The sequence below is a fragment of the Rhizobium sp. CRRU65 genome, from assembly GCF_048551595.1.
Classification (GTDB): Bacteria; Pseudomonadota; Alphaproteobacteria; order Rhizobiales; family Rhizobiaceae; genus Rhizobium; species Rhizobium leguminosarum_J.
The window spans coordinates 431,380-446,704 of the sequence record NZ_JBLYZH010000005.1; the positions used below are offsets into that span (position 1 = coordinate 431,380).

At 58.7% G+C, this 15,325-nt stretch carries 14 protein-coding genes and 4 pseudogenes; 11 read left to right on the forward strand and 7 right to left on the reverse strand.

The window, feature by feature from the left end; translation table 11 throughout:
* Nucleotides 1–217: 217 nt before the first annotated feature.
* Nucleotides 218–508: pseudogene (locus ACM5SV_RS13645) on the forward strand (ferritin-like domain-containing protein); the annotation flags it as partial.
* A gap of 227 nt (nt 509–735) precedes the next feature.
* Here ACM5SV_RS13645 and ACM5SV_RS13650 read toward each other — a convergent pair.
* Complete coding sequence (locus tag ACM5SV_RS13650) at nt 736–1,650, reverse strand: NAD(P)/FAD-dependent oxidoreductase (protein ID WP_003555351.1); 915 nt, start codon at nt 1,648–1,650, stop codon at nt 736–738.
* Between the two features lie 287 nt (nt 1,651–1,937).
* On the opposite strand from ACM5SV_RS13650, the gene ACM5SV_RS13655 reads away from it, so the two are divergent.
* Together ACM5SV_RS13655 and ACM5SV_RS13660 are read left to right on the forward strand one after the other, a co-directional pair.
* Nucleotides 1,938–2,135, forward strand: coding sequence for a hypothetical protein (locus ACM5SV_RS13655; protein ID WP_128439497.1), 198 nt, complete (start codon nt 1,938–1,940; stop codon nt 2,133–2,135).
* 701 nt (nt 2,136–2,836) lie between these two features.
* Nucleotides 2,837–3,601, forward strand: a complete 765-nt coding sequence (locus tag ACM5SV_RS13660; RefSeq protein ID WP_012760481.1) for a Crp/Fnr family transcriptional regulator — start codon at nt 2,837–2,839, stop codon at nt 3,599–3,601.
* On the opposite strand, the gene ACM5SV_RS13665 is transcribed toward ACM5SV_RS13660, so the two are convergent.
* The gene (locus tag ACM5SV_RS13665) at nt 3,602–4,129 is read right to left on the reverse strand and encodes a hypothetical protein (RefSeq protein ID WP_419425327.1); all 528 of its coding nucleotides are present in this window, start codon (nt 4,127–4,129) and stop codon (nt 3,602–3,604) included.
* On the opposite strand from ACM5SV_RS13665, the pseudogene ACM5SV_RS13670 reads away from it, so the two are divergent.
* Nucleotides 4,034–4,350: pseudogene (locus ACM5SV_RS13670) on the forward strand (transcriptional regulator). The gene ACM5SV_RS13665 and the pseudogene ACM5SV_RS13670 sit on opposite strands and share 96 nt — an antisense overlap.
* 72 nt (nt 4,351–4,422) lie before the next feature.
* Here ACM5SV_RS13670 and ACM5SV_RS13675 read toward each other — a convergent pair.
* Nucleotides 4,423–4,713, reverse strand: a complete 291-nt coding sequence (locus ACM5SV_RS13675; RefSeq protein WP_003555346.1) for a hypothetical protein — start codon at nt 4,711–4,713, stop codon at nt 4,423–4,425.
* Nucleotides 4,714–4,807: 94 nt separating this feature from the next.
* Nucleotides 4,808–5,080, reverse strand: coding sequence for an usg protein (locus ACM5SV_RS13680; protein WP_003555345.1), 273 nt, complete (start codon nt 5,078–5,080; stop codon nt 4,808–4,810).
* Nucleotides 5,081–5,355: 275 nt separating this feature from the next.
* On the opposite strand from ACM5SV_RS13680, the gene groES reads away from it, so the two are divergent.
* The 5 genes from groES to ACM5SV_RS13705 all read left to right on the forward strand — a co-directional run bounded on the left by groES (nt 5,356) and on the right by ACM5SV_RS13705 (nt 11,266).
* Entirely contained in the window at nt 5,356–5,670 is a 315-nt protein-coding gene (groES, locus tag ACM5SV_RS13685; protein ID WP_003555344.1) for a co-chaperone GroES, read from the forward strand.
* A gap of 45 nt (nt 5,671–5,715) precedes the next feature.
* Entirely contained in the window at nt 5,716–7,344 is a 1,629-nt protein-coding gene (gene groL / locus ACM5SV_RS13690; RefSeq protein ID WP_003555343.1) for a chaperonin GroEL, read from the forward strand.
* 100 nt (nt 7,345–7,444) lie between these two features.
* The gene (locus ACM5SV_RS13695) at nt 7,445–7,864 is read left to right on the forward strand and encodes a hypothetical protein (RefSeq protein WP_003555342.1); all 420 of its coding nucleotides are present in this window, start codon (nt 7,445–7,447) and stop codon (nt 7,862–7,864) included.
* 87 nt (nt 7,865–7,951) lie between these two features.
* Nucleotides 7,952–9,046, forward strand: coding sequence for a glycosyltransferase family 4 protein (locus ACM5SV_RS13700; RefSeq protein ID WP_003555341.1), 1,095 nt, complete (start codon nt 7,952–7,954; stop codon nt 9,044–9,046).
* Between the two features lie 9 nt (nt 9,047–9,055).
* Nucleotides 9,056–11,266, forward strand: coding sequence for a glycogen debranching N-terminal domain-containing protein (locus ACM5SV_RS13705; RefSeq protein ID WP_419425311.1), 2,211 nt, complete (start codon nt 9,056–9,058; stop codon nt 11,264–11,266).
* 243 nt (nt 11,267–11,509) lie between these two features.
* Here the strand turns inward: ACM5SV_RS13705 and ACM5SV_RS13710 are convergent.
* Together ACM5SV_RS13710 and ACM5SV_RS13715 are read right to left on the reverse strand one after the other, a co-directional pair.
* A pseudogene (locus tag ACM5SV_RS13710) lies at nt 11,510–11,803 on the reverse strand (DUF1236 domain-containing protein); the annotation flags it as partial.
* 155 nt (nt 11,804–11,958) lie between these two features.
* Nucleotides 11,959–12,218, reverse strand: a pseudogene (locus ACM5SV_RS13715) (BON domain-containing protein).
* Between the two features lie 456 nt (nt 12,219–12,674).
* Here ACM5SV_RS13715 and ACM5SV_RS13720 point away from each other — a divergent pair.
* Nucleotides 12,675–12,902, forward strand: a complete 228-nt coding sequence (locus tag ACM5SV_RS13720) for a ribbon-helix-helix domain-containing protein (RefSeq protein ID WP_221995598.1) — start codon at nt 12,675–12,677, stop codon at nt 12,900–12,902.
* On the forward strand, nt 12,899–13,342 hold the full coding sequence (locus ACM5SV_RS13725) for a TA system VapC family ribonuclease toxin (RefSeq protein WP_221995545.1): 444 nt from the start codon (nt 12,899–12,901) through the stop codon (nt 13,340–13,342). The genes ACM5SV_RS13720 and ACM5SV_RS13725 overlap by 4 nt, the downstream gene beginning before the upstream one ends.
* Nucleotides 13,343–13,976: 634 nt before the next feature.
* Here ACM5SV_RS13725 and ACM5SV_RS13730 read toward each other — a convergent pair.
* Nucleotides 13,977–15,308 (reverse strand): HlyD family type I secretion periplasmic adaptor subunit, encoded by a 1,332-nt coding sequence (locus ACM5SV_RS13730; RefSeq protein WP_313903197.1) that lies wholly within the window; start codon nt 15,306–15,308, stop codon nt 13,977–13,979.
* Nucleotides 15,309–15,325 lie beyond the last annotated feature (17 nt).

Consider the following 15,325-nt stretch of genomic DNA (forward strand, 5'->3'; position numbering starts at 1 on the left):
CCCGCCTTAGTTAAGACGGGGCAGGTTTGGATTGCGGCGGGCCGCACATTGAAGTGTAAGGTGGCTGCCATCAAATCTCTCCACGACCCGACTCCTTACGGTCCGCGGAGCCAAATTGGTCCCGTCCGAGAGATATTTAATCGGCCTTGCGGCCGGCCATGTAATTCAAGCATTTTTCATAACACTCCTCAACCCTCCGGCATGCCGTCCTGGGACGGCCCGTGGCAAGACCTGCGAAGCCATCCAGGGTATTATCGCCGAAGTCCAGGAGATCATGGAGGAATACAACGGCACCGTGGCCCTCGACGCTGGTCTCATTTCGTCTGCACAGGGTGTAGAACACTACGAGATCGCCCGCGACGGCACGCTGTTCGCATGGGCGAAGCAGCTGGGGCTTAAAGACGCCGTACCGCTCTTGCAAGCCAACCTTGCCGAGGAAGAAGTGACCGACCAGAAACTGACGCAGCTCGCCGAAGCGTCCGCGAATGTTAAGGGGAACAAGGCAGCCCGATCCCAACCAGAATGGAAAACGGCGCTCGACGAGCGCCCTTTTTTGCGTCTGGCCAGAACTTGTCACCCCACGCGAATCGGGTCAGGAGCACCTAATGACGTCCATCCGCCGCGTTCTCGGAACGCGTCGGCCAGCCTTCGTCGCTAATATGGCTGAGGTGCGACTTCCTTGACACTCATGCAACGTCGCTCAGCAATTAATTATACGCATCGGGCCCGCTGGGCTCAGCGGATCAATGCTGACAAATCGCTAAGATCATTCCGGATCGTCGTGGCCGCGACACCAGCCTGGCCCATCGCGTGGCTAATTTGATCCAGTCCAATCACCACGTCTCCAGCGGCATACAGGCCCCGGACGTTTGTGCGTTGGTGACCGTCGACGCAAATACATCCTTCCCCCGAAACCGTTGCACCCACCCCTAAGGCGAGCTCCGATCTGACGTCCGATCCCAACGCGGGGTAGATGGAGTCGAACCGATGCGTGCCCCTGCTTGTACGGATCGCGATCGCGCCTTGTTCGACATCGATTTCGAAAGGGCCACCCTTCACCAATATGCCCAGCTGCTGCAGCCGCGTCTCCTCGCTCGCCTTGAGTTCATGCTCGCCGGAGGGTGACACCAAAGTAATGTCACGGCTATAACTTCTGAGAAATACCGCTTCCTTGAACGCTTGGGAGCCTTGCCCGATGATCGCCACGCGTTTGTCCGTGACTTCGAAGCCGTCGCAAACCGGACAGTAGCGGATGAGCCCTCGTTTCACTGCCTCGTCGTGCTTGTCTTTTGGCATCGACGGCATGCGGTTCACAACACCTGTGGCGACGAGAACCGTTCGGGCCGATAAGGAGCCGTCGGCGAAAGAGACGACGAAATCCTTTTCTGCCTTGCGCAGTGCGGTCACTCGTTTATCGTCGATTTCCGCGCCGTACATGACGGCTTGAGCGCGCATCCGGCGGAGCAGGTCGGCACCATTGATGCCGCTGGGGAAGCCGGCATGGTTATGGGACACCGGGATGTTGGCTGCCCGGCTGGTTCCGTCATCAAAAACCGTCACAGACAGGTGATAGCGCGTCAGGTAGATCGCCGCCGTCAGTCCGGCAGGCCCACCTCCGACGATGATGCAGTCTCTTTTTGTTAGATCCATTCCATCATCCATTATCGGTAACCGCCCTGAGGCGGAGGGAGCGTTTTGGAACACGGATTAGCGGCGATAGTTCCCGACGGCCGTGAATGGCGGAGTCAGGAGATCGAAATTATGGATATAGCGCTCATTGTCGGATATTGCCTCCGTCTGTTCCGTCTGCAGCTTCGTTCCGCAGGTCTGGAAGGTCGTTCGCACCGGGGACACCGAACGACGCCGCATCCCTGACCATCGCCGTCGGGAAATGGGCTGCTCTGAGAGACTGCCGTTCCAACGATGGCATCCTCAAAGTGCCGCCGAACGGCTCTGTCCAGGACATCAAAGCCGAGCAGGCAATCGAGGAGACACGCAAGAAACCAGTCGACGGTCAGGATCAACCCGCTGCAGGTCCTCATGACAAGGAGCACCTGCAGGACGAAAGCAAGACGCCCGGCGCCGGAGCATTGCCCGACAAGGGCGATGAGAGCGTGTCACCAGGAAGCGGTTAAAAAAGGACGCTCGACCCGATGGGGAGCGCCCGAACCATCCCGGCGACGTTTGCGGCGGAGGCAGGAGAGTGGTTGACGCGAATGTCGACCGAGTAGGGTTGCCAGGCAAGCGCGTCATGAACTAAGTGGAACGCCGGTTCATTCATCTCTCTTTGCACACAGGATAAAGCTGTGCTCGCCAGGATGATGCCAATGGCATGAGCTGAGCGCCAGACGCCCCGATGCCGTGCAGAAAAATGACGAGGTGATCGTAAGCGGCCATGATTTTCCGTAGCTTGCTGAACTGGACCGAGGGGGCTCACCCGAGAATGGGAGCCGCCCTCTCACCCGACGCGCGAGCATCGAGGCGGACGCCGGCGGACATCTGGGGAGATTCACGATTATGAGGTGGCCCGATCGCGCCCTTCGCAAGCGCCCGCTCAAGGGCGGTACGCTACAGACACTTCGCTCAAGGTGTTGAAGCGGCTTGGCAATCCACCCATATATCAGAAGACCCTCAAGGAACATTCCAATGGTAAGCAGGATCAGACGCACTCTGACCGTGCAGGAACGCGCGGAAGCATTCGAGCGAACAAACAAGGCCGCGGCCGAAGCCGCTGAAGAGGAACGCAGACGACGCGAGGAGAAGAACGAACGCCTCCGACAGCTACGTGTTGCCTCTGAAAACTGAAGACCATTTTCAATCTTATACTGAACTCTTGATGGCTGTCATGCGTTCTGCCAAAAGCTATTTCGACGATTTTACCATGAACCAACTGTCTACATTGCCCGCTGGCCGATCGAACCTATTGCTCCGCGCCTTATCGCAAGCGGATGGGGATTTGCTTTGGGATCACCTCGAGCCCGTCGCCCTCAACAGGGGCGATGTGTGCATAGAGAGCCAGCGACCGCTGACCCACGTATACTTTCTGGACGGCGGCTTGGGTTCGACGGTAATGCCTGACGAGGTTTACGGCTCGGCCGAGATCGGTGCGCAGGGCTACGAAGGGCTTATTGGCGTGCCGGTCATCCTTGGCGCCATGCAAACGCCACACAAGACATTCATGCAGGTTGGCGGTCCAGCTAGACGCATAGCGGTCGCACCCCTTTTGAGAGCGATCGACGAGAGCGAATCCCTGCGAAAGCTTCTCCTGCGCTATGTTCACGTCTTCCAGCTGCAAGTCGGTCAGACCGCTTACGCCAATGCCCGCTACAACGTTGAAGAACGGCTCGCCCGCTGGATATTGATGTCGGCAGATCGTCTGGGGTCACCCCTTTCCCTCACCCACGACTTTCTGTCGCTGATGCTGGGCGTGAGACGGCCCAGCGTCACTGATGCAACCCACATTCTTGAAGGCGAGCGGCTCATCAAGGCCAGCCGGGGCACAATCGAGATCATTGACCGTGCTGGCTTGGCCAAACGGTCTAACGGTTGCTACGGTGTATCGGAAGCAGAGTACGAGCGGCTTATAGGCCCGTGGCGTTGATCATCCGCTTTCCGGAGTTGAAACTCCACCCTTGAAATCCATTTCCGATTGAAGCGCACGCATCAATCTTTCCACCTCTTCAGCGACGAAGTCTCGTTCAGCCGGATCTACCAAATCCGTCGCGAACGTCTCGTCCAAATAGTTCTGCGATAATTCTTTCCTCCGGCTTTCGAGGAAAGCTTCGAGCTCTTTTGGTTTAAGGAGGAGGACGAGTTCGAGTGCTGCGAGGGTTGCGCGCTCGACGGCAACAATGCGGGCGCGAAGACGGAGGATTTCGGCGCGTTCGGGTTTTATCTTCGTGTTCATCTGCCTTATCTCGATCAAAGCAATGGCAAAAGATTTGACAGCCGTCTCGGTTCCACGGCACCGTCGGCCCAACAGCCCGCCGCCGTGCGAGAAAAATGGCCCCGACCGTGTGAAAACGCTAACTGGCTGGGGGACGATCGTGAATCCCGTCATCGCCTCAAGATCGAAGTAACCGAGCTCGAACTGTGGATCCAGGAAGGTTGGCTTCAGCCGCAAACTCACGAGGACCAGCGCCAGTTCCTGGAATGCAGATCTCGCCCGCGCCCGGCTGCATGGGCGTCAACGAGGCCGGCATCGACGTCATCATGGATCTCGTCGATCAGCTTCACGGTCTTCGCATGGCCATGCGCGACCTCATCTCGGCTATCGGCAACGAGGCTCCAGCGGTGAAGCGACGCTTACGTGCCGCCCTGGATAAAGATTTCGATGCCCGTTCGTTCTAGCTCGTACCGCCGCCGCACTCTGGCACTTCTGAGCGACCGCCCAGGACTGCGCCCGGATCAACGAAGCAGCGCCTAGTGGACGGCGTGACTGACCATACGATACGGATGCGTCGCGTTGAACTGCGAAATCATGGCAGCTGCTTGCCGCAAGATACGTTCGGTGTTTGTCAAATCGTCACGAGCCAGCTCATCGGCGTTGACGCGGATTGCTTGCGCCATATTGGCCGAAAGCGCTGCAAAGTGCCGGTTACCTTCAACAAAGGCCTCACGTGCCGTGCCCTCGAGGGCCGTAGCGACAACGACGAAGACCTCTTCCCGTTCCTCGATGCTGAGGTCTCCGATATTCCTGATCTGCTCTTCCATATCATCTCACTCTAAACAGACCTTCGATAGCGACCGAGCTCGTGGAGCCTCGATCGCTCGGAGAATTGGGAAGAGAAAAATCCGGATTCAAGATTCAGTGCAGCTTGAACTCGCCGTCGACGCGCCGCCATTCGTTCGGGCCGATGAGACGCTGATGGGTATAGCGGACCGAGTGCAGAGGCCCGTCGAGATTGGCCTGCCAATAGTCGAGGAACTTCTGCATCTCCGGGAAATTCGGCGCCAGATCGTAGTCCTGCCAGACGTACGCTTGCAGGACGGTTTCGAAATCGGGGATGTGATACAGGATATGCGCTGTAGTGAGGCCATAACCATTGAGTTGCCGCTCAAGATCCGACGAAAACTGCATGCTTCATCTCCTTTTCGTAACATTGGACGGATGCCGCAAGTACGCCCGGTCATCAGTTGTTTTTCAAACGGAAACCCATGCCTTATTGTTCCTTTCCAGCACGTTAGCAGCCAACGTGCGAGAGTGCTAATTTTTCTGCGGCACCCTCTTGAAATCGGAAAATCGGGAAAATAAATCTTTCGCGCGAAACGCTCGAAGAGGCTTCGCACCCGGCTGGACCGGTCATCTGGTTCGGCGCGGGGTCAACGTCATCTTGTTTGTCCATGGAGGAAAACATGTCGTTCAGACCGCTGCATGATCGCATTCTCGTCCGCCGCGTCGACTCTGAGGAGAAGACCAAGGGCGGGATTATCATTCCTGACACCGCCAAGGAAAAGCCGCAGGAAGGCGAAGTTATCGCCATAGGCTCTGGCGCTCGCAATGAAGCCGGTCAGATCCAGGCGCTCGATGTCAAGGCCGGCGATCGCATCCTGTTTGGGAAGTGGTCAGGCACTGAGATCAAGATCAACGGCGAAGACCTGCTGATCATGAAGGAAAGCGACGTGATGGGCATCATCGAAGCCCAGGCCGAACAGAAGCAGGCCGCGTAACACGCCGCTCATCAGTCAAAAAGCTGCCTATTGAAGGAGTGAACAATGGCTGCGAAAGAAGTCAAATTCAATACCGATGCCCGTGAACGCATGTTGCGTGGGGTCGACGTTCTGGCAAACGCCGTGAAGGTTACGCTCGGCCCGAAGGGACGCAACGTCGTGATCGACAAATCGTTCGGAGCGCCCCGGATTACCAAGGACGGAGTATCCGTCGCCAAGGAAATCGAGCTGGAAGACAAGTTCGAGAATATGGGCGCCCAGATGCTGCGCGAGGTGGCGTCGAAGACCAATGACCTTGCTGGCGATGGCACCACGACGGCGACCGTCCTTGCCCAGGCCATTGTCAAGGAAGGTGCAAAGGCTGTCGCCTCAGGCATGAACCCGATGGACCTGAAGCGTGGCATCGACATTGCCGTAGACGCCGTTGTCAAGGAACTGAAGGCGAACGCCCGCAAGATCACCAGCAATTCGGAAATCGCCCAAGTGGGCACCATTTCGGCCAACGGCGACGAGGAAATCGGCAGGTATCTCGCCGAAGCGATGGAAAAGGTCGGCAACGAAGGTGTGATCACCGTCGAGGAAGCCAAGACCGCAGAGACAGAGCTGGAAGTCGTCGAAGGCATGCAGTTCGACCGTGGTTATCTCAGCCCGTACTTCGTCACCAACCAGGACAAGATGCGGGTCGAGCTCGAAGAGCCCTACATCCTCATTCACGAGAAGAAGCTCTCCAATCTGCAGGCGATGCTTCCAGTCCTGGAAGCCGTGGTGAAGTCCGGCAAGCCTCTGCTGATCATTGCCGAGGACGTGGAAGGCGAAGCCCTTGCGACCCTCGTCGTCAACAAGCTTCGCGGCGGTCTGAAGATCGCCGCCGTCAAGGCCCCGGGCTTCGGCGACCGCCGCAAGGCCATGTTGGAAGACATTGCCATCCTCACGGGCGGTACCGTGATCTCCGAAGACGTCGGCATCAAGCTGGAGAACGTGACACTCAACATGCTTGGCCGCGCCAAGACGGTCTCGATCGAGAAGGAAAACACCACCATCATCGATGGCGTCGGCTCCAAGGCAGAGATCGATGGACGGGTCGCCCAGATCCGCGCTCAGATCGAGGAAACCACCTCCGACTACGACCGTGAGAAGCTGCAGGAGCGCCTCGCCAAACTCGCCGGCGGCGTTGCCGTCATCCGCGTCGGAGGCTCGACCGAGGTCGAGGTCAAGGAGAAGAAGGACCGTGTCGACGATGCGCTGCATGCGACACGTGCTGCCGTCGAAGAAGGTATTCTGCCCGGTGGCGGTGTCGCCCTGCTGCGTGCGGTCAAGGCGCTCGACGGTCTTCCGACGGCCAACGACGATCAGCGCGTCGGGATCGACATCGTCCGTCGGGCGATCGAGGCGCCGGTGCGTCAGATCGCCGAAAATGCTGGCGCCGAAGGTTCGATCGTCGTCGGCAAGCTGCGCGAAAAGTCGGAGTTGTCCTTCGGCTGGAACGCCCAGACCGGCGAATATGGCGATCTATACGCGCAGGGCGTGATCGACCCTGCGAAGGTGGTGCGCACCGCGCTTCAGGATGCGGCCTCGGTCGCGGGTCTGTTGGTCACAACTGAGGCGATGATCGCCGAAAAGCCGAAGAAGGATGCCGCCCCCGCCCTGCCCGCTGGGGCCGGCATGGACTTCTAAGGCCTGCGGGAAGGCCCGCGCAGGCCGCCACAGCGGGCCTTCCCTTACATTTCATATCCGTACCAGCCGTTCCGTCGAGCAACATCAATGGAGCCAACCTATGAGAAAGGACATCGAGAATACTCTTCCAAAGCAAGCCACCGCGGCCATCAGTGCTGCCCATCTCCTGCATCCGGCCAAACATTTCAATCACCCGCGGGACGTGCTTGCGGCCGAGGGCATTGGCAAGCAAGAGAAGCGGGCCATTCTCGCTTCGTGGGCATCCGATATATTCGCGATCGAATCCGCACCCGCCCTACGACTTTACCCCGGCACGGATAAGGCCGTCTCTTATGACGAGATCATCCAAGCGCTGAAACATCTGGACGAGGGCGATATGCGCGCTGGAGAGCAAGGTTTACCCGTTGCCGCCAACATCCACCGAAGCCAGCGCCGCAGACCACAACCACGCCGGATGGGCGGCTTCAGCCTGTGTAGCTTCCGGAGAGGAGACCGCCTGCGACAGCCATTCGAGATGTAGAAACGGCTTAATCTGCCGCATGCCTTAGCAAGGATGCGGATCTGATTTTTACCGTCGACTCTTTGCTCAATTGCGGAGGTTTTGCCGATGAAGATCGCCCAGATCGCGCCGCTCGCTGAAAGTGTCCCGCCCAAGCTGTACGGCGGCACCGAGCGCATTGTTTCATACCTGACCGACGAGCTGGTTCGGCGGGGTCACGATGTCACCCTCTTTGCCAGCGGCGATTCCGTCACCGATGCCTGGCTGGTGCCGTGCTCTGACGTCGCCCTGCGGCTTAATCCGGCCGTCAAGGACCACCTGCCGCATCATGTCGTCATGCTGGAGGAAGTCCGCTGCCGGGCGCATGAATTCGACGTCTTACACTTCCACATCGATCTCTTGCATTTCCCGCTGATCCGGGATTTTGCCGATCGTACCGTCACGACGCTGCACGGGCGGCTGGATCTGCCAGACCTCAGGCCCTTCTACAAGGCGTTCCCCGATATTCCGCTGGTGTCGATCTCCAACGACCAGCGCCATCCCATGCCGCCGGTCAATTGGGCCGGAACAGTCTATCACGGGCTTGCCACTGATGGCCTGCCCTTCACCGCCAAGCCGAAAGGCAATTATCTCGCTTTCCTTGGCCGCATCTCGCCGGAAAAGCGTCCCGATCGAGCGATCCAGATCGCGGCGAAAGCCGGGATGCCGCTAAGGATGGCCGCCAAGGTCGACAATGCCGACCAGGCCTACTGGGACACGGTGATCGAACCGATGGTCAAGAGCCATCCCAACGTCGAGTTCATCGGAGAGATCAACGAACATCAGAAGGCGGAATTTCTCGGCAATGCAGGTGCCCTGCTCTTTCCGATCGACTGGCCCGAGCCTTTCGGGCTGGTGATGATCGAAGCCATGGCGTGCGGGACACCCGTTATCGCCTTCAACCGCGGCTCGGTGCCTGAACTGATCGACCCCGGGCTCTCTGGCATCATCGTCGATACAGTCACGGAAGCGGTGGAAAACGTCGAATGGGCTCTGCGCATGGATCGTCACAGGGTGCGCGAAACGTTCGGGAGACGCTTTTCCGCAAGCCGCATGGCGTCCGACTACCTTGATATATACCGACGTCTGCCGGGAGTGCGCACCGAGACCGCTCGCATGCGCCGGTCCAATGGGACGGCTCCCGACCTTAACGTCGCCTCGTAAGGAGAAGCCATGTCGAGCGAGCTGACAGACAGCAACGGGATGCCGGCAACGTCAACGCAGTTGTCGCCTACGGGCCAGTTTTTCATTCCGGCCACCGCATCGCTGCAGGAGCGGCGGCCGCGCACCTTGAAGCACGGCGACACCTTCGCTGTCTTCGACCATAATGGCGACGCGCTTTCCGGGCCCGGCAGCCCCGAAGGCCTGATTCACCGAGATACGCGGTATCTCTCACACCTCTCTTTGACGATCAACAGCACGCGGCCGATGCTGCTGTCGTCGACGCTCCGCGACGACAACGCGGCGCTGACCTGTGACCTCACCAATCCCGATCTCTTCGATAACAAGGGCAAGCTTGCGCTCGCGCATGACCTTGTCCACCTGCGCAGGACACGCTTCCTCTGGGATAGGCGCTGTTACGAGCGGCTGACCGTCAAGAACTACGACGAACGGCCCCAGCAGGTCCGCATCGAGATCGCATTTGCGGCCGATTTCGCCGACCTTTTCGAGGTTCGGGGAACCGTCAGGGCAAAGAAAGGACGCTCTCTTCCAGCAGTGATCGAGGCGGACAGCATCCTCCTTTCGTATTTCGGGCTCGACGATCGAAAGCGGTCGACGCGTTTATCCTTCGATCCTACTCCCGATAGGTTGGCAGGCGATCTTGCCGTTTATGATCTTCACCTGGCCCCGCACGAGACCCGATCGCTATTTGTCGAGATCGGCTGCGACGAAGCCGAAGCCCGGGCACCGAACCACCTTTCCTTTTTCTTCGCATTTCGCGACGCCCGCCGCGCACTGCGCTCGTCCGCCTCGCGTGCGGCGTCGATCGTAACGTCCAACGAGATATTCAACGAGGTGGCGCGACGCAGTGTGTCCGACCTCCACATGCTGATGACGGATACGCCAGAAGGACCTTATCCCTATGCCGGCATCCCCTGGTTCAGCACGGTCTTCGGCCGTGATGCGCTAATTACCGCCCTGGAAACGCTTTGGCTCGATGCGCAGATTGCCCACGGCGTGCTTGGACATCTGGCTGCCAACCAGGCGACGGAGTTCAATCCGGCCGCGGATGCCGAGCCCGGCAAGATCCTGCACGAGGTGCGCTACGGCGAAATGGCAGAACTTGGCGAGGTTCCCTTCCGGCGCTACTACGGCAGCATCGATTCGACGCCCCTGTTTGTGATGCTGGCCGGCGAATACCTCAAGCGCACCGGCGACCTTACCACTATCAAAACGGTCCTGCCGAATATCGAGGCGGCGCTGACCTGGATCGACGAGCACGGCGATCGCGACGGCGACGGTTTCGTCGAGTATGGGCGACTGAGCGAAGAAGGGCTGATCAACCAGGCCTGGAAAGACAGCCACGACTCCGTCTTCCATGGCGATGGGACCCTTGCCAAAGGTCCAATCGCGATTGCTGAGGTCCAGGCGTATGTCTATGGTGCGTGGAACGCTGCCGCTGAGATCTTTCGACGGCTCGAGCGGCCGGAACGGGCGGCAAAATTCCTGGCAAGGGCGGAAGGGCTCCGCCGTGCCTTCGACATCAGTTTCTTTGATGAGGAAATTGGCACCTACGCACTGGCGCTCGACGGGGACAAGCGCCCCTGCCGGGTCCGTTCCTCGAATGCCGGCCATGCATTGTTTACCGGCATCGCCTATCCCGAAAGGGCTGCGCAGGTCGCCCACACTTTGATGGGTGCCTCATCCTTCTGCGGCTGGGGTATTCGCACGATCCCCTCGACCGAGGCGCGTTACAATCCGATGAGCTATCACAACGGCTCGATCTGGCCGCATGACAACGCGATGATCGCCAGCGGTCTTGCACGTTATGGATATCGCGCTGAAGCAGCGCGGATCTTCGAGGGTCTGTTTGCAGCGTCGACCTACATCGACCTGCGCCGGCTTCCCGAGCTGTTTTGCGGCATGTCGCGCCAACGGGCGCAGGGTCCGACCTTCTACCCTGTCGCCTGTGCTCCGCAGGCCTGGGCCGCGGCAGCCCCTCTCCTGCTGCTGCAGTCATGCCTAGGTCTGGAGTTTGATCCGAACGGTCGGCAGATCAGCTTTGACGAGCCCACCCTGCCGTCGTTCGTTGATGATGTCACGCTGCGGAACCTGCAGCTTTCGAACTGCACGGTTGATGTCGCGCTGCGCCGGTCGGGGCGGCAGGTTGTCGTCGAGGTCATCGACCGCCGGGGCGATATCAAAGTGGTGTCGACCTCATGACCGGGGCGATGATAGCAATAGGCTCACCTTCGCTCGGCCGGATTCGTCTCCAGGCCGATGCGCGGGAACTGAATGCTTTCGCGGTCGCTGCGAGAGAGACATATGTTCAGTATTGCCCATGTTCCTACCTATAATATCCGCTTTCGTCGCAGCGATGGCTACCGGCTCGATCGGCGGCTTGTGGTTGAACTTGCAGCTTCCGTCGCCGGAGCGCACTGGAGCGTTCTTCCTGGTCGCACGTGGTCACTGAATGACCTGGATGACCTTCCGGGAGGACGGTTCGACGATCACACGCTGATCGTTGACGATCGCGTATCCATATTTCGGGTCGTCGGGAATTGGGGTGACGACCACGGTCTCCGGCAGGGGCTGTCCGACGACGACCTTCTCCTTCACCACGACGCGCGTGGTCGGGGCGGGAGCCTGCTGAACATAGGTCAACACCTGCTGCGGCGGCGGATCGATGACGCTACCTGCCACGCCGCCGACGATGCCGCCGACAGCAGCACCGACCGGGCCGCCGACAATTGCACCCGTTGGCGGTTCCTACTACTTTGATATTCGTCTGTTTTCCTCCTTGGATGCGGTTGATTCCGCTGCGGAGACAAACCGAAAGATCGAGGAAGTGTTCCAAATGTCGGACTTCATGCCGGGGCCGATCCGACCTTGGTCCTAGCGTAGGATTCGCCCGCCTACTGCGTGGGAAAACGGTCGTGGACGTTTTCCAGCCGACGATCATCGCGGCAAGCGAGATGGCTTTGTCGCGGTCCACAGCCTTGGTTATAAAGCCTTCGAGCAGGACGACAGGGCCGAGCATCCTGATCTCGATGGCACTGCTGTCAATATCAGGATCGGCGGCAAGGGTGGCTTCGATTGTGGCGATCGTGGATGCCGAACTATGGCCTTGCGAGCAGCGCTCTTCGTGATTGTAGTTATCGGGGCCGAACTTCATTTTCTCCTCCTGTCCCGCCCCTCCACGGACGTACACATTACCTCGCATTAGATATGAGCGGCGTGCCCTGACATCACCAGCCGGCCTCAAGTCCGCCTTTCCCTCGGCACCATCCGGCCTAGATTCTCCTGATCCTTGCAAGGACGTCAGGGAGGTTTAAGCATGTTGCCCAACTCCACTCAGACCTCCCTGACGACTTCCCAACGGCTGTAAATGCGGAATGCTTTCGCGTTTGGAGGATACGGATAAGGTTCCGAAGGTCAGCGACCTCGAATGATCTGGCCGCCTGAGCAGGTTCGAACCGGAGACCCGTGTTTGCGCACATTTGAGAACGTGATTGACCGTTTTCGCAGGTGAACAGATTGGCGTAGTGGTGCGTTCTTTCGGTACCCGCCTTGAGAAGGTCGACCGCTTGCTTTATATGATGCGTGATGCTTGATGCGCGATGAGGCGAAGATGAGAACGACCTTGACAATCGACGACGACGTGCTGACCGCCGCAAAAGCGATGGCAACCCAGCAGCACCGGAGCGTCGGCGAGGTCATTTCTGAGCTGGCGAGACGTTCTCTGCGCCGACCCCCGAGCAGCGGCGAGCGCAATGGCATTCCTCTCCTGTCAACACGCCCGGATACGCCGCCGGTGACGCTCGAAATTGTGAACGCCATGCGTGACGAACTGCCGTGACTTTCTTGCTCGACGTCAATGTGCTGATTGCCTTAATCGATCCGGGCCATGTAGCCCATGATGATGCGCACGAATGGTTCGCGGCGATAGGTCAGAGCGCGTGGGCTACCTGCCCCATTACCGAAAATGGTGTCATCCGGATTGTCGGCAACCCCAAATATCCCAACTCTCCCGGTTCACCGTCACTCGTGATGGAAATTGTCCGCAAATTGCGGTCGCTCCCCGGTCACAGTTTTTGGCCGGACGATGTGAGCCTTGTCGGGTCAGGTGATATCGCTCCCACGAAAATTCTAACATCGGGGCAGGTGACTGACACCTACCTGCTTGCGCTAGCCAAGGCGCGTGGGCGCCAGCTGGCGACATTCGATCGCAAGCTGTCAGCAGCAGCGGTTACAAGGGGCAATGCTGCCTTGCACCTGATCACCACGAGTAGATCGTGAGTTCCCGTCAATCCATTATGCGATCTGCCTGGCTTAAAACGTGAACCCCACAACAAGTCGGACGCCGGCCTCGAAGCTCTCGCCCTGCCAGAATCATTGAGCCGCTATTTTCAGGGTCAGTGGCGTAAAGGGTATTTATGGAACTTCCTAGTACTGCTTCAAGGATCCCGATGGTAACCGACATGCGCGATATGACGCGATTGATGAGACCTGTGCGCGGGAAGAGCTTCGCCTTGATTAGATCTTTTCGGCTTCGAGCGTGAAGGGCGGAAAGATGTTAGCGCCGACCACGTCGGCTGTGTCTTCTGACGCTCTCCTATGAGCGGCAGCGGTATTTTTGCCCGCTATCCAGCCATGGCGATGACTTCAAACTGCGTTTCATATTGTAGGCGATAGCAGCGAGGCAATTTCGACACCGGAACCAATTTCAGAAACTTCGAGGCCGTTTCGCGTCGTCTTTGTCGACGCGAAGGCCGATGCTAAGTGGGCCGGGAATGGATCGACCGAGCCGGACGGGGAGCCGGTCGCCCGAGGCGTCGTCGACGACACCCAACATCGCGTCGAAACGCGGCTATTTACCCTCATTGCCCAGCGAGCGGGTCTACCACTCACCGGCATAGCTGCACAAAACGAGTTATTCCTCGCGGAATGCGCGATTGAACTGATCGGTGAGCGGTTTGGCAAAAAATGACATCGCGGTTCGCTCTTCGGTGGAGACAAAGACTTCCACCGGCATTCCAGGCAGAAGCCGATTGTGGCCAAGTCTTGCAAGCTCGGCGGGGGGCACCGCGACATCTGCCAGGTAGAATATTTGCCCTGTCGCAGGATCGGTGCTGGTTGCCGCCGAGACGTAGGCGATGCTGCCGTGAAGCTCCGGCGTTGCACGTTGATTGAAGGCAGAGAACCGCATTCTTGCATCCTGCCCGACAAATATTTGATCGATATCGGTGGGTGACAGTCTGGCCTGAATCTTAAGTGCGGCGTCATTCGGCACCAGCGTCACGAGCTTTTCGGCGGGTGTGATGACGCCGCCGATCGTGTGAACGAAGAGTTCGTTCACCGTTCCCGACAATGGCGCCCTGATATCGGTGCGCGACAGGCGATCTTCAACAGCGATACGCCGTTCCGTCAATTCGGAGATCTTAGGTTCTATGATGCTTAGTTCGCGCTGCGCCTCCGTACGTGCCGCCTCATCGATGGCGATGATCTGAACCTGAATTTCGCTCATGCGTGCTCTTGAGCGCGCAATATTGGCCTGAACCTCTCCGTTCTCGCCCGTCAGCTTTGACAGTTCGCGATCGATGAAATATTTGCGTGACGTGTCGATGAGCTTTTTGTCGGCCAGACCCTTGATCTTGACGTGTTCGATCCGCACGAGTTCGAGTTCGTCGGTTTTTGCGGTATGCTGGGCAGTGAGACCTTTTAGCTCCTCTTCGAGCTGCGATATTCCGTACTGCAGCTGCTGCTTTTGATTTTGGCGATTGCGCCGGTTTCCATCAAATAGACGGCGCTCGCCGGAGGAGACAAGAGGAAATTCGGAGAGGATTGCGGCGAACTCTGGCGCGAAGAGAATTTCACCCAGGTTATCGCGTTCAGCGACCAACCGCGCCTGCCGCGCCGCCAATTCGACGAGTTGCGTCCTGACAATGGAAAGTTCGGCACGAGTCTGGGCGTCGTCGAGGCGTAGCATGATCTGCCCCTTCGACACGAAATCACCTTCCTTGATCGCGATTTCACTGACAATGCCGCCGTCGCGGTGCTGAATTGATTTCAGGTTGCGATCAACCTTGATGATGCCTGGTGCGATGATGGCGCCCTGCAGTTGGGTCGTCGCCGCCCATCCGCCTGCGCCAGCAAAGAGCAGCAGTCCTAGAGTTACGCCGGCAAGAACGCGCGATGCCACCGGAAACGTATTGTTCGTATCAGGTGCGAGCGGAGGCGGTGCTTTCGTCTGGGTATGGAACACTTCTTTTCTCCCGAGCC

Coding starts and splice junctions, on each gene's coding strand:
- ACM5SV_RS13700 (WP_003555341.1), top strand. CDS start 7,952: ATGAAGATCGCCCAGATCGCGCCGCTCGCTGAAAGTGTCCCGCCCAAG.
- ACM5SV_RS13680 (WP_003555345.1), bottom strand. CDS start 5,080: ATGCAGTTTTCGTCGGATCTTGAGCGGCAACTCAATGGTTATGGCCTC.
- ACM5SV_RS13695 (WP_003555342.1), top strand. CDS start 7,445: ATGAGAAAGGACATCGAGAATACTCTTCCAAAGCAAGCCACCGCGGCC.
- ACM5SV_RS13705 (WP_419425311.1), top strand. CDS start 9,056: ATGTCGAGCGAGCTGACAGACAGCAACGGGATGCCGGCAACGTCAACG.
- ACM5SV_RS13650 (WP_003555351.1), bottom strand. CDS start 1,650: ATGGATCTAACAAAAAGAGACTGCATCATCGTCGGAGGTGGGCCTGCC.
- ACM5SV_RS13720 (WP_221995598.1), top strand. CDS start 12,675: ATGAGAACGACCTTGACAATCGACGACGACGTGCTGACCGCCGCAAAA.
- groL (WP_003555343.1), top strand. CDS start 5,716: ATGGCTGCGAAAGAAGTCAAATTCAATACCGATGCCCGTGAACGCATG.
- groES (WP_003555344.1), top strand. CDS start 5,356: ATGTCGTTCAGACCGCTGCATGATCGCATTCTCGTCCGCCGCGTCGAC.
- ACM5SV_RS13675 (WP_003555346.1), bottom strand. CDS start 4,713: ATGGAAGAGCAGATCAGGAATATCGGAGACCTCAGCATCGAGGAACGG.
- ACM5SV_RS13660 (WP_012760481.1), top strand. CDS start 2,837: ATGGCTGTCATGCGTTCTGCCAAAAGCTATTTCGACGATTTTACCATG.